This is a genomic window from Colwellia sp. 1_MG-2023, assembly GCF_030546755.1.
Classification (GTDB): domain Bacteria; phylum Pseudomonadota; class Gammaproteobacteria; order Enterobacterales; family Alteromonadaceae; genus Thalassotalea_H.
Genome location: NZ_JAUOPE010000006.1, coordinates 37,048 through 61,261, shown reverse-complemented (window position 1 = coordinate 61,261; position 24,214 = coordinate 37,048). Strand labels below are relative to the sequence as shown.

25 protein-coding genes are annotated in these 24,214 nt (G+C 37.6%); 16 read left to right on the top strand and 9 right to left on the bottom strand.

Annotation, left to right across the window (positions count from 1 at the left end; genetic code table 11):
• The first annotated feature begins 36 nt into the window (after positions 1-36).
• The 3 genes from gshB to ruvX are packed head-to-tail and all read left to right on the top strand — an operon-like array spanning position 37 to position 1,992.
• Positions 37-984 carry a glutathione synthase gene (gene gshB / locus Q4493_RS08780; protein ID WP_303451653.1) on the top strand — a complete coding sequence of 316 codons (948 nt, stop codon included), beginning with the start codon at positions 37-39 and terminating at the stop codon, positions 982-984.
• A gap of 19 nt (positions 985-1,003) precedes the next feature.
• Entirely contained in the window at positions 1,004-1,558 is a 555-nt protein-coding gene (locus Q4493_RS08775) for a YqgE/AlgH family protein (RefSeq protein ID WP_303451651.1), read from the top strand.
• Positions 1,558-1,992 (top strand): Holliday junction resolvase RuvX, encoded by a 435-nt coding sequence (gene ruvX / locus Q4493_RS08770; protein ID WP_303451649.1) that lies wholly within the window; start codon positions 1,558-1,560, stop codon positions 1,990-1,992. Before Q4493_RS08775 ends, ruvX begins: the two co-directional genes overlap by 1 nt.
• 125 nt (positions 1,993-2,117) lie before the next feature.
• On the opposite strand, the gene Q4493_RS08765 is transcribed toward ruvX, so the two are convergent.
• Together Q4493_RS08765 and Q4493_RS08760 are read right to left on the bottom strand one after the other, a co-directional pair.
• Positions 2,118-3,242 (bottom strand): PilT/PilU family type 4a pilus ATPase, encoded by a 1,125-nt coding sequence (locus tag Q4493_RS08765; protein WP_303451647.1) that lies wholly within the window; start codon positions 3,240-3,242, stop codon positions 2,118-2,120.
• Positions 3,243-3,267: 25 nt separating this feature from the next.
• A complete protein-coding gene (locus Q4493_RS08760; protein WP_303451645.1) occupies positions 3,268-4,311 on the bottom strand; it encodes a type IV pilus twitching motility protein PilT in 1,044 nt (347 codons plus the stop codon).
• A gap of 180 nt (positions 4,312-4,491) precedes the next feature.
• On the opposite strand from Q4493_RS08760, the gene Q4493_RS08755 reads away from it, so the two are divergent.
• From Q4493_RS08755 to Q4493_RS08740, 4 genes are all read left to right on the top strand, one after another.
• Positions 4,492-5,178 carry a YggS family pyridoxal phosphate-dependent enzyme gene (locus tag Q4493_RS08755; RefSeq protein WP_303451643.1) on the top strand — a complete coding sequence of 229 codons (687 nt, stop codon included), beginning with the start codon at positions 4,492-4,494 and terminating at the stop codon, positions 5,176-5,178.
• Between the two features lie 77 nt (positions 5,179-5,255).
• Positions 5,256-6,071, top strand: a complete 816-nt coding sequence (gene proC / locus Q4493_RS08750; RefSeq protein WP_303451641.1) for a pyrroline-5-carboxylate reductase — start codon at positions 5,256-5,258, stop codon at positions 6,069-6,071.
• Positions 6,072-6,149: 78 nt separating this feature from the next.
• Positions 6,150-6,698, top strand: a complete 549-nt coding sequence (locus Q4493_RS08745) for a YggT family protein (RefSeq protein ID WP_303451639.1) — start codon at positions 6,150-6,152, stop codon at positions 6,696-6,698.
• 86 nt (positions 6,699-6,784) lie between these two features.
• A complete protein-coding gene (locus Q4493_RS08740) occupies positions 6,785-7,225 on the top strand; it encodes a DUF4426 domain-containing protein (RefSeq protein WP_303451637.1) in 441 nt (146 codons plus the stop codon).
• 73 nt (positions 7,226-7,298) lie between these two features.
• Here the strand turns inward: Q4493_RS08740 and Q4493_RS08735 are convergent, their stop codons facing one another.
• Positions 7,299-8,198, bottom strand: coding sequence for an EamA family transporter (locus Q4493_RS08735; protein WP_303451635.1), 900 nt, complete (start codon positions 8,196-8,198; stop codon positions 7,299-7,301).
• A gap of 94 nt (positions 8,199-8,292) precedes the next feature.
• On the opposite strand from Q4493_RS08735, the gene Q4493_RS08730 reads away from it, so the two are divergent.
• From Q4493_RS08730 to Q4493_RS08715, 4 genes are read left to right on the top strand one after another with little or no spacing between them, the layout of a single operon-like run.
• Positions 8,293-8,904 (top strand): XTP/dITP diphosphatase, encoded by a 612-nt coding sequence (locus tag Q4493_RS08730; protein ID WP_303451632.1) that lies wholly within the window; start codon positions 8,293-8,295, stop codon positions 8,902-8,904.
• Between the two features lie 12 nt (positions 8,905-8,916).
• Positions 8,917-10,086 (top strand): radical SAM family heme chaperone HemW, encoded by a 1,170-nt coding sequence (hemW, locus tag Q4493_RS08725; protein WP_303451630.1) that lies wholly within the window; start codon positions 8,917-8,919, stop codon positions 10,084-10,086.
• Positions 10,083-10,616: a tRNA adenosine(34) deaminase TadA gene (gene tadA / locus Q4493_RS08720; RefSeq protein ID WP_303451628.1), complete on the top strand. Its 534-nt coding sequence runs from the start codon at positions 10,083-10,085 to the stop codon at positions 10,614-10,616. Before hemW ends, tadA begins: the two co-directional genes overlap by 4 nt.
• Before the next feature lie 7 nt (positions 10,617-10,623).
• The gene (locus Q4493_RS08715) at positions 10,624-11,097 is read left to right on the top strand and encodes a GNAT family N-acetyltransferase (RefSeq protein WP_303451626.1); all 474 of its coding nucleotides are present in this window, start codon (positions 10,624-10,626) and stop codon (positions 11,095-11,097) included.
• A 98-nt stretch (positions 11,098-11,195) separates the two neighbouring features.
• Here Q4493_RS08715 and Q4493_RS08710 read toward each other — a convergent pair whose 3' ends face one another.
• Both Q4493_RS08710 and mltF read right to left on the bottom strand, forming a co-directional pair.
• Positions 11,196-11,324, bottom strand: coding sequence for a hypothetical protein (locus tag Q4493_RS08710; RefSeq protein ID WP_303451624.1), 129 nt, complete (start codon positions 11,322-11,324; stop codon positions 11,196-11,198).
• Between the two features lie 192 nt (positions 11,325-11,516).
• Positions 11,517-12,986 (bottom strand): membrane-bound lytic murein transglycosylase MltF, encoded by a 1,470-nt coding sequence (gene mltF / locus Q4493_RS08705; RefSeq protein WP_303451927.1) that lies wholly within the window; start codon positions 12,984-12,986, stop codon positions 11,517-11,519.
• Positions 12,987-13,164: 178 nt separating this feature from the next.
• Here mltF and purL point away from each other — a divergent pair, with 178 nt between their 5' ends.
• On the top strand, positions 13,165-17,085 hold the full coding sequence (gene purL, locus Q4493_RS08700; RefSeq protein ID WP_303451925.1) for a phosphoribosylformylglycinamidine synthase: 3,921 nt from the start codon (positions 13,165-13,167) through the stop codon (positions 17,083-17,085).
• Positions 17,086-17,354: 269 nt separating this feature from the next.
• A complete protein-coding gene (locus Q4493_RS08695) occupies positions 17,355-18,029 on the top strand; it encodes a nitroreductase family protein (protein ID WP_303451622.1) in 675 nt (224 codons plus the stop codon).
• Positions 18,030-18,437: 408 nt separating this feature from the next.
• On the opposite strand, the gene Q4493_RS08690 is transcribed toward Q4493_RS08695, so the two are convergent.
• Complete coding sequence (locus tag Q4493_RS08690; RefSeq protein WP_303451619.1) at positions 18,438-18,785, bottom strand: ribonuclease E inhibitor RraB; 348 nt, start codon at positions 18,783-18,785, stop codon at positions 18,438-18,440.
• 297 nt (positions 18,786-19,082) lie between these two features.
• On the opposite strand from Q4493_RS08690, the gene Q4493_RS08685 reads away from it, so the two are divergent.
• Positions 19,083-19,970: an RluA family pseudouridine synthase gene (locus Q4493_RS08685; protein ID WP_303451618.1), complete on the top strand. Its 888-nt coding sequence runs from the start codon at positions 19,083-19,085 to the stop codon at positions 19,968-19,970.
• A gap of 19 nt (positions 19,971-19,989) precedes the next feature.
• On the opposite strand, the gene dapA is transcribed toward Q4493_RS08685, so the two are convergent.
• From dapA to Q4493_RS08670, 3 genes are all read right to left on the bottom strand, one after another.
• A complete protein-coding gene (dapA, locus tag Q4493_RS08680) occupies positions 19,990-20,913 on the bottom strand; it encodes a 4-hydroxy-tetrahydrodipicolinate synthase (protein ID WP_303451616.1) in 924 nt (307 codons plus the stop codon).
• A gap of 31 nt (positions 20,914-20,944) precedes the next feature.
• Positions 20,945-21,325, bottom strand: a complete 381-nt coding sequence (locus Q4493_RS08675) for a hypothetical protein (protein WP_303451614.1) — start codon at positions 21,323-21,325, stop codon at positions 20,945-20,947.
• A gap of 119 nt (positions 21,326-21,444) precedes the next feature.
• Positions 21,445-22,212 (bottom strand): DUF4097 family beta strand repeat-containing protein, encoded by a 768-nt coding sequence (locus tag Q4493_RS08670; RefSeq protein WP_303451612.1) that lies wholly within the window; start codon positions 22,210-22,212, stop codon positions 21,445-21,447.
• A gap of 129 nt (positions 22,213-22,341) precedes the next feature.
• Between Q4493_RS08670 and Q4493_RS08665 the strand changes: the two genes are divergently transcribed.
• Together Q4493_RS08665 and Q4493_RS08660 are read left to right on the top strand one after the other, a co-directional pair.
• Positions 22,342-23,619, top strand: a complete 1,278-nt coding sequence (locus tag Q4493_RS08665; RefSeq protein WP_303451610.1) for a CinA family nicotinamide mononucleotide deamidase-related protein — start codon at positions 22,342-22,344, stop codon at positions 23,617-23,619.
• A gap of 250 nt (positions 23,620-23,869) precedes the next feature.
• Positions 23,870-24,196: a hypothetical protein gene (locus Q4493_RS08660; protein ID WP_303451608.1), complete on the top strand. Its 327-nt coding sequence runs from the start codon at positions 23,870-23,872 to the stop codon at positions 24,194-24,196.
• The last annotated feature ends 18 nt before the right edge of the window (positions 24,197-24,214 follow it).

The following is a 24,214-nucleotide window of genomic DNA, read 5'->3' as shown; positions in this document are numbered from 1 at the left end:
TAAACGCAACATCAACCAATTAGGAAAAGCATTACAATGACAATTAAACTCGGTATCGTCATGGATCCCATTTCGCAAGTTAAGGTGAAAAAAGACTCTTCTATGGCAATGATGTTAGAAGCACAAAAACGTGGCTACGAAATTCATTACATGGAAATGCAAGACTTATATTTGTATCAAGGACAATGTCGAGCAAACAGCCAAAAAATAACTGTATTTGATGACACTGAGCATTGGTATGAGTTAGCTGAGCCAGAAGATATCGCTGTAGAATCGTTAGATGCCGTATTAATGCGAAAAGATCCTCCTTTTGATACTGAATATATCTACGCCACATACATGCTAGAAAGAGCGGAAGTTGCCGGTACATTAATTGTCAATAAACCGCAAAGTTTACGCGATTGTAATGAAAAGTTATTTACCGCCTGGTTTCCTGAATTAACGGCAAAAACGTTAGTGACACGAAAAAGCGAACAAATTCGCGCTTTTCATCAAGAAGAAAAAGACGTCATTATCAAACCACTTGATGGCATGGGTGGCTCGTCAATTTTTCGTATTAAAGAGCAAGATCCTAACGTTGGCGTGATCATTGAAACCTTGACTAACCATGGCAACCAATACGCTATGGTGCAAGAATTTATGCCTGAAATTAAAGACGGTGATAAACGCATATTAATTGTGAATGGCGAACCAATGCCTTATTGCCTAGCACGAATTCCTGCCCAAGGAGAAACCCGAGGCAACTTAGCCGCAGGTGGCACAGGTAGAGCACAACCTTTATCTGCCAGCGATAAAATGATTGCTGAAACCATTGCTCCAGAATTAAAGAAACGTGGTCTATACTTTGTAGGGTTAGACGTTATTGGTGACAAAGTAACTGAAATAAATGTAACAAGCCCTACTTGTATTAGAGAAATTGAAGCAGCCTATCCTATTAATATCAGTGGTAAATTAATGGACGCTATTGAGCAAAACATACAATAATAATTGTTGAGGTGTTGATATGGAAAGCTTAGAAAATCATTTATTAATTGCGATGCCTACGTTAAAAGATTCTTATTTTGACAAAACGGTTACCTATATTTGTGAACATAATGAAGAAGGTGCGATGGGATTAATCATTAATGTGCCTGTGAATGTCACTATTAATGAGTTACTTGCACAATTAGAAGATGATATTCCTTCGCGATCACATTTAACGCAACGAGTTTTAACTGGCGGACCTGTGTCAACCGACCGTGGTTTTGTTTTACATAGTCCACAAGCCGGTTGGAGTAGTTCACTCGCCTTAAGTGACGATGTGATGATCACCACGTCAAAAGATATTTTAATTGCTCTAGGCAGCGATCAAGAGCCTGAGAAATATATGGTTACTTTAGGTTATGCCGGTTGGGGACCAGGTCAATTAGAAGAAGAGATTCAAGCTAATTCTTGGTTAACCACCCCTTCAGACAATGATATTTTATTTAACACGCCAATTGAGAAACGTTGGCAAAAAGCCGCAGAAAAAATAGGGATCAACATCGCTCATTTATCTTCAGAAGTAGGTCATGCTTAATGGCAAAAAAAATAGGTGAACGCACTGTATTAGGCTTTGATTTTGGTACAAAATTTATTGGCGTAGCTGTTGGCCAAGAGTTAACCGGCACGGCTACACCATTAGGCTTTATCAAAGCGAAAGACGGTATTCCTAACCAAGAACAACTCAATAAGTTTTTTACTGAATGGCAACCCAATTTAATTGTTGTCGGCTTGCCTTTAAATATGGATGGGACAAATCAAAATGTCACGTTTTCAGCAAAGAAATTTGGCAACCGTTTAGCCAATCAATTTAAGTTACCTGTTGAATTTGTTGATGAGCGCTTAACCACTGCCGATGCTAAAGAGCAGCTTTTTGCTCAAGGCGGTTATCGTAATTTAAAGAAAGATAATATTGATGCTGAGTCAGCTAGGCTGATCATCGAAAGTTTTTTTGAAAGCCAATATTCCTAATACCCTAGCCATTTTATTCTCTACAAAAACAAAACAGATATAGCGCTAAGTTATCTCCCACAATAGCAACCATAAAAAAGGGCGATAACACTATCGCCCTGTTTACTTTGTTTTAAAAATCACTGTTATTCTGTTGGCTCTAAACCATCAATAGTAACGCCTGACAGTGAACCTGAGCCACCTTGATCATTACTTCTAAGTTTGATCATTAAGCGTAAATCATTTGGCGAATCAGCATGATGAATTGCATCAGCGTAATTAATCAACCCTCTTTGATACAAATTAAATAACGCCTGATCAAAGGTTTGCATGCCTTGATCGGTTGATTTTTGCATGACCTCTTTAATACTACCTACTTCACCTTTTTTAATTAATTCAGCGACAAAAGGAGAATTGAGTAAAATTTCAATTGCCGCTACTCGACCATTACCATCACGAGTTGGAATTAATTGCTGGGCGATCACACCTCGTAAGTTCAATGCAAGATCGAATAACAATTTACCATGTTGCTCAGCTGGCACTAAATGCATGATCCGATCTATGGCTTGGTTAGCGTTGTTAGCATGCAATGTAGCAATACATAAATGCCCTGTTTCAGCAAAACTTAACGCATGTTCCATGATCTCTTGACTACGGATTTCACCAATAAGAATTACATCAGGCGCTTGTCGTAAAGAACTTTTTAGCGCGGCATCAAAACTTTCAGTATCCAAACCTACTTCACGTTGTGTGATCATCGATTTGCCATGTTCATGAACAAATTCAACAGGATCTTCAATCGTTAAGATATGACCTTTAGAATTACGATTTCGGTAACCAATTAACGACGCCATCGACGTTGACTTACCTGTACCTGTACCACCGACAAAAAGTACTAAACCGCGTTTCGACATCACTACATCTTTTAACACTGAGGGTAAGCCTAAATCATCAGCGTCAGGAATTTCAGTTACGATACGACGAACAACCATACCCGCCATGTCTCGTTGCCAAAACGCCGAGACACGGAAACGACCTATACCATCAATTGATATTGCAAAGTTACATTCTTTTTCGTCATCAAATTGTGCTTTTTGTTTTTCATTCATCGCACTATGAACAAGCGCTAAAGCCTCATCACCCGATAATGAATGCTCATCAATCGGTGTTAACTCACCATTAATTTTGGCACTCACCGGCAATTTTGCCGTAACAAACATATCAGATGCGCTTTCTTGCACCATTTTTTCTAAATAATTATGAAATCTCATCAATGAAAACCTTTAGTAGCACGCATTAATAACTTTGGAATTGTGTTTTATCTGATGCTTTTTCCATTGCATCTTGTTTCGTGATCATGCCGCGATTAACTAAATTTTGTAGACACTGATCCATGGTTTGCATCCCATGTTGCATACCCGTTTGAATGGCAGAATACATTTGAGCAACTTTTGCTTCACGAATTAAGTTTCGAATTGCAGGTACACCAATCATAATTTCATGGGCTGCAACACGACCACCACCAACTTTTTTCACTAAGGTTTGTGAGATAACCGCTTGTAATGATTCAGATAACATTGAACGAACCATAGATTTTTCTTCAGCAGGGAACACATCAATAATACGATCGATTGTTTTTGGGGCTGAGGTTGTATGTAACGTTCCAAACACTAAGTGACCCGTTTCTGCTGCTGTCATGGCAAGACGAATGGTTTCTAAATCACGCATCTCACCAACTAGAATAACATCTGGATCTTCACGTAATGCCGAACGCAATGCCGCGCTAAAACTTAACGTATCGCGATGCACTTCACGTTGGTTAATCAAACACATTTTGTTTTCGTGAACAAATTCGATAGGATCTTCAATCGTTAAAATATGATCATGTTTACTATTGTTAATGTAATCAACCATTGCCGCTAACGTCGTTGACTTACCCGAGCCAGTCGGTCCTGTCACTAACACTAAACCACGTGGCTTTTCAGAGATCTGTCTAAAAATATCAGGGCAACCTAAATCTTCTAAAGATAACACTTTACTTGGGATGGTACGGAAAACGGCTGAAGGACCACGGTTTTGATTAAAGGCATTCACCCTGAATCGTGCGAGATTCGGTACTTCAAAAGAGAAATCGACTTCCATATTCTCTTCATATTCTTTACGTTGACGATCATTCATAATATCGTAAACAAGCGCATTGACATCTTTGGCATCAAATGCGGGGATATTAAGTTTACGCACATCCCCATCAACACGAATTAAAGGAGGAGTGCCGGTAGAAAGATGTAAATCAGATGCATTATTTTCTACGCTAAACGCGAGTAATTCGGTAATATCCATAAAAACCTCTTATAAACTAATTTTAACTTTTATTTTTATAAACTTTATAAACTAAGTAACTACTTTTAGACTAACCATTATTTTTCATTAATAACTATTTATTTAATTTTTTATTATATGAAAGCATAAACCATGATTGCTTAAACTTAACATTTTTCTCAGGTAATTGAATAAAAAAACATGACGCATATTAAAGATAACCTCGCCGCCATTAACCTGCAAATATCGCACGCTTGCCAGCTTGCTAACAGAAGTATAGATGAAGTTTGTTTGTTGGCGGTAAGTAAAACGAAATCGGCAGAACTTATTCAACAAGCGTATGAAAGTGGACAACGAGCTTTTGGAGAAAGCTATATTCAAGAAGCAATTGAAAAAATTCAGCAATTAGCTCACCTCAATGATATTTCTTGGCATTTTATTGGCCCTATTCAATCGAATAAAACTCGACTTATTGCCGAAAATTTTTCTTGGGTTCATAGCGTAGATAGAGAAAAAATCATTCATCGCCTTAATGAACAAAGGTCAAATCAAGATACCCCGCTCAACGTTTGTTTACAAGTAAATATTAGCGATGAAACGGCTAAATCTGGTATTAATGTCAATGAGTTAGTCAAATACGCGACGCTAATTGAACAGTGTGATCATTTAACTTTACGCGGTTTAATGGCCATACCGAAAAAAAATGATTCTCAAGAAAGTTTTAGTAAAATGGCAGAGCTATTTACTGAATTAAAATTACGCTTTCCTTCAGTTGATACCCTATCTATGGGAATGTCGGGTGATTTAAGCCAAGCGATAGCCAATCAATCAACGATGGTACGTATAGGTACTGCGATATTCGGCGAGCGGGAAATAGTAAAAGAATAAGAGAAAAAGCGCGACTTTTCCCTTAAATTCAACGACAATTTAACCAAACGTCAATTTCAAAACAAACTAGGTTTTCTATGACAAATATCGCTTTTATTGGTGCTGGAAATATGAACAGCGCCATTATTTCTGGATTAATCAAAAAAGGCTATGACGCCAATAATGTGATGGTGTCAAATCCCTCTGCTGGCAAAAGAGAAGCTTTAGCCGAAAAACTCGGCATTCATCATACCTCAAACAATATAGAGGCAGCTAAGTTTGCCGATTTTATCGTGTTAGGGGTAAAACCCTATTTTATCGCAGAAGTTTGTCAACAAATTAGTCAAGCAATGGATGTCAGTGATAAGTGCTTTATTTCGGTGGCGGCGGGTTGTTCTATGGCAACCATAGAAAAAGCATTAAATAAGCCATGCTCTGTAATACGCACTATGCCCAATACCCCTTCTCAACTGGGATTAGGCGTAAGTGGTATTTATCCTTCAGTGAATACTAATGCAAAGCAAAAAGACTTGGCAGAGCAATTAATGTCAGCCGTAGGCATTACGAAATGGCTTAATAAAGAAGAAGAAATTGACAATATCATCGCCGTTTCAGGCTCTGCGCCTGCATATTTTTTCTTGTTTATGGAAGCCATGGAAAAGAAAGCGATTACCTTAGGCTTTACTGAACAAGAAAGCAGGGAATTGGTGCAGCAAACAGCGTTAGGTGCTGCACAGATGGTAGTAGAGAATGATATATCAATTAAAACATTACGTGAAAATGTCACCTCGAAAGGTGGTACAACACAAGCCGCATTAGCCACCTTTATTGACGGAGGCCTAGAGAAACTCGTATCAAACGCTATGGATAGCGCTCTGCATCGCGCAAAAGAAATGGCACAAAGCAATAGTTAATCAACTTTTATAATCACAATTGAAAAATGCCTCACTTGACCAAATATAATGAATAAGTGAAGCATTTTGGAGTATGCAATGGCAGCAATAAATTATTTACTTGGCTTTGTTTTTGACGCCTTGTTAATGGTATTAGTAATTCGTGTGTGGCTTCAGCTAGTAAAAGCTGATTTTTATAACCCGCTCAGTCAGTTTGTCGTGAAAGTGACTAATCCATTGGTGATCCCGTTTCGCCGTGTAATTCCAGGCTTTGGTGGCATAGATATGGCAACCTTGGTTATCGCCTACTTAGTCGCTTCTTTGAAGTTCATTATTATCCCTTTATTAAATGGTGGACCAATCGATATTATTACCTCACTATTTTTAGGCTTGTTGTACTTGGCAAAACAAACAGGATTTTTATTGTTTGTATTAATGCTTGTCATGGCGTTAATGAGCTGGGTGGTGCAAGGATATAATCCAACACTCATGATATTACATCAATTAACAGAGCCGGTTTTACGCCCGATAAGAAATATCATTCCGAATATTGGTGGTTTAGATTTATCAATTTTGGCGGCATTTTTATTATTGAACGTCATCAATATCTTACTTTCTGGCTGGATCCCTTACTGGGCAATGCTATAAAAAGTTAACAACCTAAAATATAAAGATAATCTAAAATATGGGTATGAAACGCATCAAGTCTCATACCCTTTTTTATTGGAGAGAACATGAATAGCTTTATTAAATTAACCATAATCACCCTAATTGTTTTAGCAAGTACTCTGTTAAACGCACACGCTGAAAACATGAAAAAAATGGGCAATATGAATATCCATTACATTGCGCTTAACGCCAGTTTCATCACGCCAGAAATAGCCAAAAACTATGATATATTTCGAAGTAAATACAATGGCTTAATTAATATTTCAGTGTTAGATAACACCTTAGCGTCTACACCGGCAAAAACAGTATCAATTACTGGTACAGCAAGAAATTTAGCCGGACAAGATAAAAAGGTTGAGTTTGTTGAAGTCAAAGAAGGTGATGCTATTTATTATTTAGCACAAGTCAATTTTCGTAATGAAGAAACCATTGTGTTTGATTTAACCATTTCCGATAGTAAAGAAAGTCATCAATTAAAATTCTCTCAAAAATTTTATGTCGATTAGTTAATACGTAAAATTTTTATAAATAGAATACAAGCCGACAATCTTTAAGCTGGCTTGTATTCTATCATTATCATCAACCTACCGTTGAACGTGAAAACCGTTTAAACCAGCGGCCACCTATGGCATTGATCACTAAGCCAACCATCACTAAAAATATTCCAATATATTGCTGCTCACTTATAGTTTCATTTAGAAAAATTGCAGCGCAAATTATTCCAACAACAGGAACCCCCAAGGTTAATGGTGCAACTTGTCCTGCAGGGTATCGAGATAACAGATAACTCCATAAACTGTAACCTAAAATAGAAGCGGCAACAGCCAAATAGAAAATCACAAAAACCGTGGTAAAACTACTTTGGTTCAAACTGCTGAGAATTGCATCACTGCCTTCAAAAACCAAACTAGAGATAAAAAATGGTATCATTGCAATCCAAGATGACCAAACAACTAAGCCCGTATTAGCTTGATAACCTCGTTGATTAATCAAGCGATTAAACACATTACCACCTGCCCATGAAATAGCTGCGGCAATCGTTAATGCAAAACCAATCGCTGTCATATTGCCATGCTCGCCTGTCATACCAATGATAGATAACCCAATTCCTGCAAATATCATCGCGATAATTTGATTGATTTTAATAGCCTCGTGTAAAAATAAAGCCGACAATATCAACGTAAAAACCGCCTGTGACTGTAAAACCAGTGATGCTAAGCCTGCTGGCATACCAAAAGCCATCGCTGAAAATAACAAAGCAAATTGACCAAAACATAAGGTTAATGAATAAGCAGCCATCCAACGCCAAGGAATATTAGGTTTTTTGATAAATAAAGAGCCAAGCGTCGCCACCAATAAAAATCTCGCAGCCCCCATAAACAATGGCGGTAAATCATCGACGCCCCATGAAATTACAACAAAATTAAATCCCCAAATGAAGATAATCAATAAGCTAATTAGGCTATCTTTAAAAGTCATTACAATCCTTACAATCAATCAAGTCAGGTCTCCCTCTTTCCCTTAGATTAAGGTATTATGCTCGCCAATTGAATGAATATTTTGAGAACGCATTATGTCTACTATCGTTTTGGCAACGGGCAATAAAGGAAAAGTGAAAGAACTCGCTGAATTATTAGCCGAACATCACATTAATGTTAAACCACAAAGTGAGTTTAATGTGCCTGATGTACCGGAAACCGGCACCACATTTGTTGAAAATGCCATTATCAAAGCAAGACATGCCGCAAAAATTACGGGGCTACCAGCAATCGCTGATGATTCTGGTTTAGAAGTTGATGCGTTAAACGGTGCTCCAGGGGTTTACTCGGCTCGTTATGCCGGAGAAGGAGCGAGCGATCAAGACAATAATAATAAACTAATTGCAGCGCTTGAAAATGTGCCTGAAGAGCAAAGAACTGCACGCTTTCATTGCGTTTTGGTTTATATGAAGCATGAAAATGATCCCACGCCTATTATTTGTCATGGCAAATGGGAAGGTTCAATCATAACCACACCTCAAGGTGAACAAGGCTTTGGCTATGACCCGTTATTTTGGCAAGCAACACTTAGTATGACTTCGGCGCAATTACCCCGAGAGATTAAAAACACCTTAAGTCATCGAGGCCAAGCATTGCAGCTATTAACGGCTAAGTTAAGTAAAGTTTTCACTGATAAAACAGCGTAAGTAACTATTATAATGCTTATTGAACAGCCGCTTTCTTTATATATTCATATTCCATGGTGCGTGGAAAAATGCCCTTACTGTGATTTTAATTCTCATGCTTTACCGCACAAAAAATCTAACCAAGAAAATGGTCTACCTGAACAAGCTTATGTTACTGAGCTGATCAAAGATTTAGACAGTGATATTAAACGCTTTTCCCTTGAGCAACGTAAACTTCACACCATTTTTATTGGTGGCGGCACGCCTAGTTTATTTTCGGCACAAGCTATCGAAAGTTTACTTTCCCAAGTTTTAAAACGTTTTGATCATGATGAAAATATTGAGATCACTTTAGAAGCTAATCCCGGAACAGTTGAAGCCGAAAAGTTTATCGGTTTTTTCAAAGGTGGCGTATCAAGATTATCTGTTGGTGTACAAAGTTTTGAATCAGACAAATTAATCAAACTCGGTCGCATTCATGATAGCCAACAAGCCAAAAATGCAGCGACCCTTGCCGATAGTTGCGGCGTAAAAAGTTTTAATTTAGATCTGATGCATGGCTTACCCAACCAGACAATTGCCAACGCGCTAGACGATTTAAAAACCGCTATATCGCTTAATCCCCGTCACTTATCTTGGTATCAATTAACTATCGAACCTAATACGGCATTTCATTCAAAACCACCTAAATTGCCAATGGATGAGACCTTATGGAATATTCAAGACCAAGGATTTGAATTATTAGCCCAAGCGGGTTATCAACAATATGAAATATCAGCCTTTAGTAAACAAGGCTATCAATGCCAGCATAATTTAAACTATTGGAAATTTGGTGATTATATCGGCATAGGTTGTGGCGCACATGGCAAGATCTCAGATGTTAAGCAACAAACCATTTATCGCACCGTAAAAGTAAAACATCCGAAAGGCTATTTAGATCAATCCAGAGAACACCTTGATCATTTGCATACCGTTGATAAATCAGAATTACCGTTTGAATATATGATGAATCGATTACGTTTATTTTCATCGTTCACCCTTAATGAATACCAAGAAGCTACGGGATTATCGGCGGATAAAATACTTGTGATTTTAAATCAAGCAAAATCTAAAAACTTGATGGAAAACCATGGCAATAGTTGGCGAGTCACTCAACAAGGCCATCGTTATTTAAATGATTTACTTGAGATGTTTTTGTCATGATAGATAAGACGATAGAAACCAATGAGCAGCAGAGCGAAGATGAAAAATTCATGGCTTTGGCGATGAAGTTGGCTCAGCAAGCTGAGCAGCATAACGAAATTCCAGTTGGCGCAGTCGTTGTCGCGAATGGTCAGGTTATCGGTGAAGGCTTTAACCAATCCATTATGCTGAACGATCCGTCGGCGCATGCTGAAATGATTGCTATTCGCCAAGCGGGTCAAGTGATGAGTAATTACCGCCTGCTTGATTGCACGCTTTACGTGACACTTGAACCTTGTCCTATGTGTGCAGGCTTATTAGTGCATAGTCGTATTAAACGAATTGTTTTTGGCGCCTTCGACTTAAAAACAGGTAGTGCCGGCAGTGTTTTTAATATCACCAATACCGAGAAACTGAATCATCAAATTTCTGTTAGCTCTGGAGTGTTAGCTGAGCAATGCAGTCATTTATTATCCGCTTTTTTTAAACGACGTCGTTTAGAAAAAAAAGCAATAAAACAGGCTGCGAAAGCAAATAACTTGAGTAAATAACGCTAACATGAATCGCCTGACCTTAATCCCTTGTAGTCAAGATCACATCGAAACTTTACGTACTTGGTCAACACAGCAAGATGAAGTGACCCAATGGGCAGGGCCAAATGTACGCTTTCCCCATACATTGCAAACATTTTTAGCAGACCTTAAGTATCCAGAATTACCCAGTTACGGCTTAATTAACGAGAAAAAAGCGTTAGTTGCCTTTGGGCAATTTTATCAACGATTAGGCCATTGTCATTTAGGTAGGTTAATCGTCAATCCTGACTTTAGAAGACAAGGTATTGCTAAAATATTAGTTGAAGCCTTGTCAAACAAAGCCCAGCAGGTTTTACAATTAACCGATTTATCGTTATTTGTTTATCAAAATAATACTGCCGCAATCACCTTATATAAAAAATTAGGCTTTAACGAAACAAACTATCCTGAAGATATGCCTTTAACTGACTGTTTATATTTAACAAAAATTAGCGATTAAGAAACTAGCCATGAGAATTCTATAAAAGGGATTCTAAGGTGGCAGGAATATGAAGGTTGAAGGGATACAAAGAGTTCACTCGAAAGTATTCGAGTGAACTACTTCGCGATTGATTGGCAAAGCGATTGATTTTCTTGAATAAATTGTACGTGACGTCGCGCACTTACTTTATGTTTTTGTTGACTGATCAAACGTTTTCTTTGAATTGAATGTGATTTTTTTCTCATACAAGTCTCCTAATAAATTGAATATAAAATAAAACTCTAATTGTATTAATACGTTAGTCGAAAAACTGCGTAATAAAACAAAAGCGAGTATTGATTTTCATCCTAAGTATCTCTGAGTTATATGACCAAAATATGACAATTAAAATTTCACAAGTAATTTTCTAAATTAGCGCTCTTAAAAAATTTCAAATATTATTTAGGACTTGTTGCTATATCAGTTTCATTTTGACTATTTTGAATAGCTTCTTCTATCAAGATTTTTTCAGCTTCTTGTAATTTAAGCGCTTCCTCTTCCTTAAGTTGAGCTTGTTGTTTGTTGTCCATCCACGTTAATGTGTCATAGTAACGACGTATATTATCAACATAATTAATTGGTTCATCGCCACGCGCATAACCGTATTTGGTATTTTTATAATATTTTTTTTGTTTTAATAATGGCAGCCTATCTTTTACTTCCACCCAACGATCCGGGTCGCCACCCTGCTGTTTTGTGATTTTACGAGCGTCATTTAAGTGGCCTAAGCCAACATTATAAGAAGCAAGCGCAAACCAAAGTCTATCAGGATGTGGCACTCTATCGGGCATGCGCTCAAACATTTGCTTAAAATATTTAGCCCCGCCTCGAATGCTTTGTTCTGCATCTAAACGGCTTTTAATGCCCATTTGTTTTGCAGTAGGCAAAGTTAACATCATCATACCTCTAACCCCAGTATGAGAACGTGCATGCGGTTCCCAATGAGATTCTTGATAACTTATGGCGGCTAATAAACGCCAGTCAACTTCTTGGCTATATTTTTCAAAAATAGAACGGTATTTTGGTAATTTTTCTTCAACCGCTTTGATAAAAGTGCGGGTATCTACGTAGTTAAATTCTTCAACGTGTCCATAATATTTATCGTCTAAGGCTAACAAAGTACCATTATGATGAACGTCACCAAAAAATTCGATTAAACTGGCAAAAATTGAATCATCGCCACTTTTAGAAACAGCCCATGCCATCGGCTCAGATTTTTTAATGGTAAAACCAATGCTAATTTCTGGATAATAACGTCGGTTAACCGCTAAGGTATGACTATCAACAATGGTATAATCAATTTCTTCCGCTAAAATTTTTAATAATAATTCTTCATTATCAAGTTCTTCACTTTCTTGCCAATTTAAGCCTGCATGACTTTCAGATAAACGCGTCAGATTTTCTACATGACTTGAATTCGCGGTAACCATCAACGTACCAGTAAGATCGTCCAATTCTCTAGGACGCTTTTTACCTTGTTTAAAAACCAGTTTTTGACTGATGTTGTTGTAACTGGGTGCAAAATTATATTTTTGTCGACGATTGTCAGTAACGGTTAACCCTGCGGCGAGCAGATCAACTTCGCCTTTGTCTAAACGAGTAAAGAGCTCATCAAGGCTGTAGCTTGCCATTATTTTTAAATCGACACCCAAAGAGTCAGCATATTTTTTTGCTAATTCGTACTCAAAACCAGTGTCGCCTTCAGCACCAACATAATAACTCGTCGGCCCATAAACGGTACCAACCACTAAATATCCGCGGTCAAGAACACGCGATAAGCTGGCAGATTTTTTTTCTGTAGTACACCCTTGCAGCAATAATATTGACACTATTGTACAAACAAAAATGCTCAGTCTTTTTTGAATCATATAAAATTGATTTTGCTTCATAAGCACTTATTGTGGCTTGGTTTTATTTTTTGTGAAAGTATTATTTCAGTATAGCTAATTTCTGATAATAATTTTGCTTATCATTGACTGCAATATCCACTATAATACGCGCGATTTTTTCCCCTAAATTAATTTACTAGTGAGTAAACAAATGGCGATGTTGATCCAAACACTTCGTGGCGCTCCGGCACTATCAGATTTTCGTATCAAAAAACTGTTAAACCAATGTGCTGAGTTAAACCTTCCTATCAGCGATATTTATGCGGAGTTTACTCACTTTGCTCAATTATCATCAGCATTAGATGATAATGAAACTAAAATACTGGCTAAATTATTAACCTATGGCCCAACCATAGAAGAACATGAACCTGTGGGACAATTTATTTTAGTCACCCCTCGCCCTGGTACTATTTCTCCATGGTCATCAAAATCTACTGACATTGCACACAATTGTGGCTTAGCTAAAGTGGTTCGATTAGAGCGTGGTATTTCTTATTATGTTTCTTCAGATGACTTAAATGAGCAACAAAAAGCGCAATTAGCGAGTTTGATTCACGACAGAATGATGGAGACATTATTCAACGATTATCAACAAGCGGAACAATTATTTGCCACCGCTGAGCCAGGTAACTTTACCTCTATCGATGTGCTGGCTGGAGGCCGTGAAGCCTTAGAAAAAGCAAACGTAGATTTGGGTCTTGCTCTTGCAGACGATGAAATTACTTACCTTGCTGAAAATTTTGTAAAATTAGGCCGTAATCCTAACGACATTGAATTATATATGTTTGCCCAAGCAAACTCTGAGCATTGTCGTCATAAAATTTTTAACGCCGATTGGACGATTGACGGAGTTAAACAGCCTAAATCATTATTTAAAATGATCCGTAACACACATGAGATCAACCCTGACTATGTATTAAGTGCCTATAAAGATAATGCTGCGGTAATGGTGGGTAGCGAAGGCGGAAGGTTCTTCCCAGATCCTGAAACTTTAGAATACGGTTATCATCACGAAGACATTCAAATTTTAATGAAAGTTGAAACCCACAACCACCCTACAGCGATATCTCCTTACCCTGGGGCTGCAACTGGCTCTGGTGGTGAAATTCGTGATGAAGGTGCTACGGGTGTTGGCTCAAAACCAAAAGCAGGTTTAGTCGGTTTTTCTGTTTCTAATTTACGTATTCCAGGTTTTGAACAACCGTGGGAAACTGATTTTGGCAAGCCTTCACGCATCGTAACAGCCTTAGATATTATGATGGAAGGTCCGTTAGGTGGCGCAGCATTTAATAATGAATTTGGTCGCCCGGCCATTTTAGGTTATTTCAGAACCTATGAAGAACAAGTTAACTCATTTAACGGTGTTGAAGTGCGCGGTTATCATAAACCTATCATGCTTGCCGGTGGTTTAGGTAATATTCGTGACGAACATGTGCAAAAAGGTGAAATTTGTGTAGGTGCAAACCTAATAGCGTTAGGCGGCCCAGCAATGAACATTGGTTTAGGTGGAGGTGCTGCTTCTTCAATGGCATCTGGTCAGTCGGCGGAAAACTTAGACTTTGCTTCAGTACAACGTGAAAACCCAGAAATGGAAAGACGCTGTCAGGAAGTGATCGACCGTTGTTGGCAATTAGGTGAAGACAACCCTATTTTATTTATTCACGATGTTGGCGCCGGTGGTTTATCCAATGCTTTTCCAGAATTAGTATCAGATGGTGGCCGTGGCGGTAACTTTGAATTGCGTCATGTGCCAAATGATGAACGTAGCATGGCACCACACGAAATTTGGTGTAACGAATCGCAAGAGCGCTATGTTTTAGCCGTTTCTGATGAGCGCTTAGCTGACTTTGAAGCTATTTGTAACCGTGAAAGAGCGCCTTTTGCCGTAGTGGGTAAAGCAACAGAAGAAGAGCATTTAACAGTAACTGATTCTCATCATAACAATACGCCAATTGATTTACCGCTTGATGTTTTATTAGGTAAAACGCCTAAAATTATCAAAGATGTAAAATCAGTGAAAGAAACGGGTGAAGCGTTATCACTACACGATATTTCAATTAGCGAAGCTGCTGATCGTTTATTACGTTTACCGACCATTGCTGAAAAAACCTTTTTAATCACCATAGGTGATAGATCGGTAACGGGCATGGTAAATCGCGATCAAATGGTTGGTCCATGGCAAGTACCAGTTGCGGATTGTGGTGTTACTGCAGCAGCATTAGATTCTTATCATGGTGAAGCCATGTCTTTAGGTGAAAGAACACCGGTTGCCTTACTGAACTACGGCGCATCAGCTCGATTAGCAATTGCTGAGTCTTTAACTAATATTGCCAGTACTGATATTGGCGATTTAAATCGCATTAAATTATCGGCAAACTGGATGTCACCTGCTGGTCACCCAGGTGAAGATGCAGGTCTTTATGAAGCGGTTAAAGCCGTGGGCGAAGAATTATGTCCAGCATTAGGACTAACCGTGCCGGTTGGTAAAGATTCGATGTCGATGAAAACCCAATGGGATGAAAATGGTGAACAAAAATCAGTAACTTCCCCACTTTCGCTAATTATCACAGCATTTGGCCGTGTAGAAGATATTCGTAAAACGGTTACGCCTGAGCTGCGTACTGATAAAGGTGACACTCGTTTAGTTGCTATTGACTTATCAGGCGGTAAAAACCGTTTAGGTGGTTCATGTTTAGCGCAAGTTTATAAGCAATTAGGTAAAGAAACACCTGATGTTGATAACGCAGAACACTTAAAAGGTTTCTTTAATGCGATGCAAACCTTAGTGCGTGAAGAAAAATTAATCGCTTACCATGATAGATCTGACGGTGGTTTGTTCACCACAGTCGCTGAAATGGCTTTTGCTGGCCATACCGGTGTTGATATTGATCTTTCTAATTTACCTATTACTGAAGGCGGTAGCGATTTAGAAGTACTGTTTAGTGAAGAATTAGGCGCGGTGATCCAAATCCGTGAAGCAGATGTCGATGATATTCATGCAACGTTTGAAAAACACGGTATTTTATCGCTTTGTACTGATATTGGTCGTTTAAATGATTATGACATGATCACCTTTAAACGTGACGATGTGGTTGTATTAGAAAATACTCGTACATATTTCCGCACTATTTGGGCTGAAACTACCCTAAAAATGCAAGCATTACGCGATAATCCAGAGTGCGCACAACAAGAATTTGATGTGAAGTTTGATACAGAAGATCCTGGATTAAATGTTGAGTTAACTTATGACATTAATGAAGATATTGTTGCCGATTTAATTGCCAAAGATGCGAAAGATATTACCAACCCACGCGTGGCCATTTTACGTGAGCAAGGTGTAAACTCGCATGTTGAAATGGCAGCATCATTTGACCGTGCTGGTTTTATTGCTGTTGACGTACATATGTCTGATATTCTTTCAGGCCGTACTGATTTAGCTGATTTTAACGGCTTAGTGGCTTGTGGTGGTTTCTCTTACGGTGACGTTTTAGGTGCAGGTGAAGGTTGGGCAAAATCTATTTTATTTAATGCCAATGCTCGTGAAATGTTTAAAACCTTCTTCCACCGTGAAGACACATTCTCTTTAGGAGTGTGTAATGGTTGTCAAATGTTATCGAACCTGAAAGAAATTATTCCAGGCGCAGAAGCATGGCCACACTTTGTTCAGAATAAATCAGAGCGATTTGAAGCCCGTTTCTCGTTAGTAGAAATTCAAGAAAGCCCGTCAATCTTCTTCAAAGGTATGGCTGGCTCTCGCATGCCAATCGCGGTATCTCACGGTGAAGGTCGTGCTGAATTTACTTCAGAACAAGTGATTGCCAATACCAATGATTCTGGCACAGTTTCGATGAGATACGTGAATAACTACGGCGATGTGACAGAAACATACCCTGCTAACCCTAACGGTTCACCAGATGGTATCACGTCATTAACGACCACTGATGGCCGAGTTACTATTATGATGCCTCACCCTGAACGTGTATTTAGAACCGTAGCTAACTCATGGCACCCTGACGAGTGGCAAGAAGATTCGCCATGGGTAAGAATGTTTAGAAATGCGCGTAAATTTATTGGTTAAGTAAGCTACCATGAAAAGCATTAAATTAAACCAGAATGAGTTCGCTTATTCTGGTTTTTTATTTACTCATAATCGCTAACCCCTTTGTAATTAACTCCTTTGTAATTAATCTTTATTCATTAGCCTTTTTTAATTGGTCTTTTTTAATTGATTTGGCTAACTTTCTGAATCGACTATATTGAGAAAACGACTAAAAAATTATATTGCACTTGCAATATAATTTCGTTTAGTTATTCTGTCAGAAACTATCGATAGGAAATCAAAAAATTATGCAATCTCATGACGCTTCTCCGCTTACCGATTACGTAGAATATTCTTGTGAAGAAATGCTTACGCGCTCAGAAACCTTTTATGCTGAAATTAAACGTCGACACTCCATCCGTAGTTTTAGCAATAGACCGGTTCCACAAGAGATAATTGAAAATTGTATAAAAGCCGCTGCCACGGCGCCAAGCGGCGCAAATCATCAACCTTGGCATTTTGTCGCGGTTCATAGTGACGATATTAAAAAGCAAATTCGTGAACAAGCAGAAAGCCATGAACGTAGTTTTTATGAAGGTCGCGCCGGAGAAGAATGGCTTGATGCATTAAAACCTTTAGGAACAGATGCAAGTAAACCATATCTCGAAGAGGCACCTTGGTTGATTGCTATTTTTAGTCAAAAAAAAGGCGGCATTCATATTGATGACAACAACACCAATTATTATGTCCATGAATCGGTAGGAATAGCGACCGGCTTTTTAATAAACGCCTTACACTCTTCTGGCTTAGTTACCTTAACTCACACCCCTAAGCCGATGTCATTTTTAAGTAAAATTTGTCAACGCCCTGAAAATGATCGAGCCTACATGTTAATTATTACGGGTTATCCTGCTGAAGATGCCACGGTACCGCATCATGCACTAGTAAAAAAATCTTTCGATGAAGTGTGCACAATTTTATAACGAATAATTAACAGCGAGAAATTAAAAGCGAGTTATTCATGGTTAAAAACTTAAATGATAAAGCTAATTATTAAAGCTATATAACGAAGCTATTGTAACGAAGCTAAATAACAAGCCTAAGAAATAAAAAAGGAATGCTAAATTAGCATTCCTATTCTCTCAATATTAATAACAAATTTATCAAACCATACTAGCTACAATCAAGTTCGATATCAGTACATTTTTTTGTACATTGTATCGTCGAAGGATCATCGGTATGACTCATGTGAATGGTCAAATTTTGCTTGCATTGCGGGCACTGAGTTATTCGACCCGCTAACACTTTTTTAATAAAATTCTTTTGTTGGTGAAAAGAGTCACTGGTTAATTTATTAAATGACTTTAATTGAGCAAGTTCAAACATAACAATTATTTATTTTCGCTCACACAATACCAGCCATCAAATTTTCCTTTTAATGGCTCAGAGCTAGTTTCTAATAGATGTTGATAAGCAGATAGATTTTCATGAGTAGCTGGCATTTCAGGGTAAGCGGTAATTTCCCATGGATATTCTTCGCTTTCTTGATAGCTACAAAATGACAATTTTTGATTATTTTCAAGTAACAGTTGACCAAACTTTAATGCTAGTTCTTGATCAGGAAAAATCACAGAAAACTCAATTTCTCTTGCCTGAGAAAGATCATCGCCGTCTAACAACATTTGCCATAAAGCATCACCATTATTATCGTTTGGAAAAAGTGTTAGGTCACGTTCCATTTATATTGCCTTTTTTTGTGTTTAGGAGCCCGCCAAGCTGAACCCATAAAATTTCATTTTGGTATGTTAATTACCGTTAAGTTTAATAGTAAAGTGGTTAAATTAACATGTAAACTTCTGGCTATTTTCTTTAAATGATAAAACTCATTATTTCTGTTCGAATTCTAGAAGCTAATTGCTACAATACGTTTTTCGGTGAAGCCCTTGTTACCTCTAACATTACATTTGCTTTCGCCAGCATATTCTTATGAAACTTAGTTAGCATCACTAAACTGCTGACATGACAAAATTGCAGACATGATAAGATTCGAACGCCATATTAATGTTACTGCTGATAATCTCAATATACTTGAGTTATTAGCACAGAGTTGTTGTGAATTTTCACTGAGTAACGCTAAATTAAAAGATGCAATCAATAAAGGTGCATTATGGTTATCGCGTGGCAAATACACGCAGAGAATTAGAAAAGTCAAAAAAAGTCTACAGCAGCATGATGTTATCCACTTTTATTATGATGAAAAAGTACTCTCTCAACAACCTCCACAAGCGCAATTAATTGCCGATTTGCAACAGTATAGTGTGTGGTACAAACCCTATGGCTTGTTAAGTCAAGGCTCTAAATGGAGCGATCATTGTACTATAGCGCGTTGGGCTGAGACTCAATTATTACCACAAAGACCGGCTTTTATTGTTCATCGTTTAGACCGAGCAGCATCAGGGTTAATTATCATAGCCCACAGTAAAAAAATGGCGCAAGCCTTTAGTCAAATTTTCGAGAATCATCAGTTAGCAAAGATTTATCAAATAATTGTCCACGGAGTATTCCCCGATAACCTTGATAAACAAACAGGCTTGGTAGTCACCACCAATATTGATGATAAACGTGCGAAATCCACTTTTTTCCCACAAGAAGTAGATCAACAAGCACAATTGAGCTTAGTAAAAGTCAATATTGAAACGGGTAGAAAACACCAAATTAGAAAACATGCGGCGAGTATTAATTTACCTGTAGTGGGTGATAGGCTTCATGGCGACCAAACCAAGAAAATACCTGAAACAGTAAATTTACAACTGTGTGCGGTAGAGTTACAGTTTACTTGCCCAGTAAGCCAAACTGAAAAGCATTTTGAATTACCAAGTCAATTAACATTATCGCTAACCAACTTGGTTAAAACATTAAGCTAAATCTTACACTTTAATTTCACTATTCAGGACTGTAAGTAAAATCATCATCACTTAGCAGTTGTAGATCATCGCCAACGATATCGCTTTGAGATAATTTAGATAATAAAGCAAAACCTTGCTGACGTTGCTCAAGTGTTAAGGCTTGATAAGGTAATCTAAAGTTGGCCGAAACAGCATTAGTCATCATCAAAGCCGTATTAATCGCAATAGGGTTAGGTTCACAAAATAACCACTGCATTAAGCCATTCACTTCAGCATTAAGGGTATCATTTTTTTCATCCATGAGTTTACGCATTAATCCCGGAACAATATTAGAAGTAACAGAAATAACACCGTGCGAGCCAAATTGGTGGCGACCATCATGACTTTCATCGTCATTACCTGACCAACATGCAATACCTTTGTTTTCATAATAGGCAATACGTTCGTTACCTGCACACTCTTTTACACCAATAAAGTTTTCTAATTCAGCTAATGGTTCAATAATATCCGGAGTTAAATCTTGACCAGTTCGACCTGGCACGTTGTAAATAAACGCAGGACCAATAGCTAATACTCGTTTGAAATGCTCAATAACACCCGCTGTTGAAGTTCGACCATAATAAGGGTTGATTTGTAAAGCAGCATCCATTCCCATAGCAAAGCCATTTTCAGTTGCTTTAATAGCTTCACGCGTATTATTACTGCCTGTATTACCGACGATAATTAATTTTTCACCATATTGATGCACACTATGAGCAATTAACATTAAGTGCTCTTCCCAACTCAATAAATGCCCTTCACCGGTTGTGCCTCCAACAATAATACCGTCGACACCCGCCGCTATTTGCTCAGCGATTAATTTATCGTATGTTGGTAAATCAATATCACCATTGCTGTGGTAAGGGGTTTTTATCGCGGTAATTAAACTAGCAGCTCTTAATTGCTTCATCCGTAATCTCATGTATTGGGTTAAATATTTAAATGGTAGAAAACTAGCAGTGGGCGATCTTATCAATAACGCGTCGAAGGATAAATACCTCATTGCTAACAATATGCTGATATTTAAAAAATTGATGGCTTAATTCTAAAACTTTATAGGCATGGTAATTATCTTGGTCTGCAAGATCTGCCGCGTATTGTTCATCGTCAATATACTCAGCTTTTGCGATGGTGAAATGAATATCCCCAACCAGCCCCCAATCTCCAAACTCGATTGAGTGTTCTATTACTTCGCCTTGCTTGCCATGGATTGAAAAAGCAAATTCATAAGCCCCATCTTCAGACATTTTCGCAAGTTCAGTTTGAATGGCGCCATCAGGTAACACTTCACTACGATACCAAGAACCAAATAATTGTTGCCGTTGATAATTCATCTTTAAAAATAATTAATTTCCTTAACGCAAATAATACGCTATTCATCGTTTTCAGGCATTAAAAAAGCGACGATATGTCGCTTTTATTAACCATTATTATGACCATGGCACTTTCGATGTTAATTTTTGCGTAATTTTACGCCACCATTCACACTTTCAATCGATATGCGTATATCACCAGAACCAATCGTGCCGTGTAAATTTCTCCCGGAAAACATGTTTTTATTCACTGACAGACCAAAATCATTTCGAATACTACCGTTCATGGTATCAATTTCAACATCGGCATTAATTGAATCTGGTACATTCAATTCAATACGGCCATTGACGGTATCTATCGAGATATCTCGTAGATCAGATGATAGTGACTTATAAGTAGCGACTATGCTTCCATTAACAGAATTAATTTCACTATCTTTGGTTAAACCTTCAGCCTCAACTGAGCCATTAACTAAATCAATATTCATTTCACCTTCCACACCTTGAATAGTTAGTGAGCCATTGACTAAATCAATAGAAGACAAACGAGTATAGCGTGGCACCATCACCGTATATTCCACAGTACCAGAGTGATTATTTCCCCAGTTAGAGGATTTTTTATAATGAGTTTCAACACTGACACCGCGATCATTCTCATTCATTTCAATGGTGATTCTGTCACGTGCGGCTTGATTTTTCGCTTTAATAACAGCCTTAACTTTAATTTTGTTATTATCCCAAGCACTTATTTCTACATCGCCATTAACATTATCAAGCCGAAATTCACTTGGCTCGCCAACATTAAATATTTTAGTAATTTCATCACGTACTTCTGCCGTTGCTGTAAAACTAACAAGTGATGTCGTGATAACAAAACCAATCACACTCGCCATATTTAATAATTTCATCATTAATCCTTTTGTTTCTTTAAGCTGATTTATAACATTAGTAACAACAAAGAATAAAAAGGTTTAAATCCCTTAATTAAATAGTTAAATTACTTGCCTCAAATGAGTATAAATAACAGAGAAACTATTTTGGATGACCTTAAGATTCAATTATTGTTAACCGGAAATGAGTTAATGGTTGGCGATATCATTGATTCAAATTCAGCGATGATAGCGCAACATTTATTACCCTTAGGTGCCTCTATTGAACGTAAGGTAACCGTTGCAGATGACATTGACTTGCTCATTCATGAAATTCAAACAATTAGCCAACAAGCAGACGTGCTTATTATCAATGGCGGTTTAGGCCCAACGATTGATGATTTAACGGCGCAAGCATTAGCAAAAAGTTGCCAACTCCCTTTAAAAGAACACCCTTGTGCCGTTAACCACTTGCAAGAATGGGCGAATAGACGCGGCATCCCTTTAGATAAGACCAACCTAAAACAAGCCATGCTTCCTCAACATGCTACTATCATCCCGAATAGAACGGGAAGCGCGGTAGGTTTTCATCTTAATTTTCAACAATGTGATATTTATTGTACGCCTGGTGTGCCTAGTGAATTAGCCATCATGCTTCAAGAAGAAGTTATGCCGTTAATACAACCTAAATTAGCACAACATCAACATTATCAAGTGTTACGACTTCATGTTTTTGGTTTAGGCGAATCAACATTACAGGCTTTATTAGAAGAAAAGTTCCCCACATGGCCAAAAGAAGTCGATATTGGTTTTAGAGCCTCTTCTCCTTTTTTAGAGTTAAAGTTAACGATTCAGCAAAAGCAAGATATAGAGCTATTAACCATTTACAAAGCTAAACTTTATGACTTATTAGGTGATCATATTTTATCGCAACTTAGTGATAAAACACCAACAATGGCAGAATATGTACTGACCTTATTGCAAGAAAATAATCAAAGCATTACTACGGCGGAATCCTGTACTGGTGGCTTGATATCAAGTTTACTTACCAATATTGCCGGCGCTTCCAAATCGTTTGAAGCCGGATACATCACTTATTCTAATAGTGCCAAAGAAAAAATGCTTGATGTATCTAATGAAACGCTACGAAAATATGGTGCCGTTAGCGAACAAGTTGTTATAGAAATGGCACAGGGTGCATTAGCAAAGTCTGATGCCGATTATGCGATTGCCGTTTCAGGAATTGCAGGCCCAGAAGGCGGCACTAAAGAAAAGCCTGTTGGCTCAGTATGGATAGCTTGGGGAAATAATAAAAAAATCAAAACGGTTTACCTTTGTATTAAAGGAACAAGATATTATTTTCAAACGGCAGTAGCCAATAGAGCATTGGATTTAATTAGAAGAGACTTAATTGCGAGTGCGGAACAACCTTATTATTTTAACTAAAGCAATGTTAAAAAAATTAACCCAATAATATTAACTTTTTCATATGATAGCTTGTTATTTATTGCGTATTAAATCAAAACTTTATATATTTAAACTAATCTAAACTAAACTTAAAAAAAACAGGCATTACTTAATCTGTTAGGGGTATAGTTGTTTATTATGCTATAAAGTTTATTTATAGCAGAAAGTTATTTGATGCCAATAGTTTGCCAATATTTAACATCATCATAAAGCTATTTAGGAGTATATTTTGATTGAGAAAAATTTTATCACCAGTGGTAGAAATACAATCATCCATAAAATTCGGAAGTTTGATTTATTAATCATCAATGGCGCTCATCCTGTAGTGATAATTAGCAACAGAGGTATCGGTATATATAACGGCCCTATACCTAAAAAGAAGTCGGATGCAAAAAAAGCCTACCAAGACGTGGTTGATGTAGCATCAACTGATGTATTTTGCGAAGAAAAAACATTGATTTTTATACAAGCTTTAGATAATAAAGAATACAAAATTGATTACTCTAAAGTTGGCACAAACAACTTCATTCGAATCCATCAAGAAAATTATACTTAATTATTATTTATTAAATAA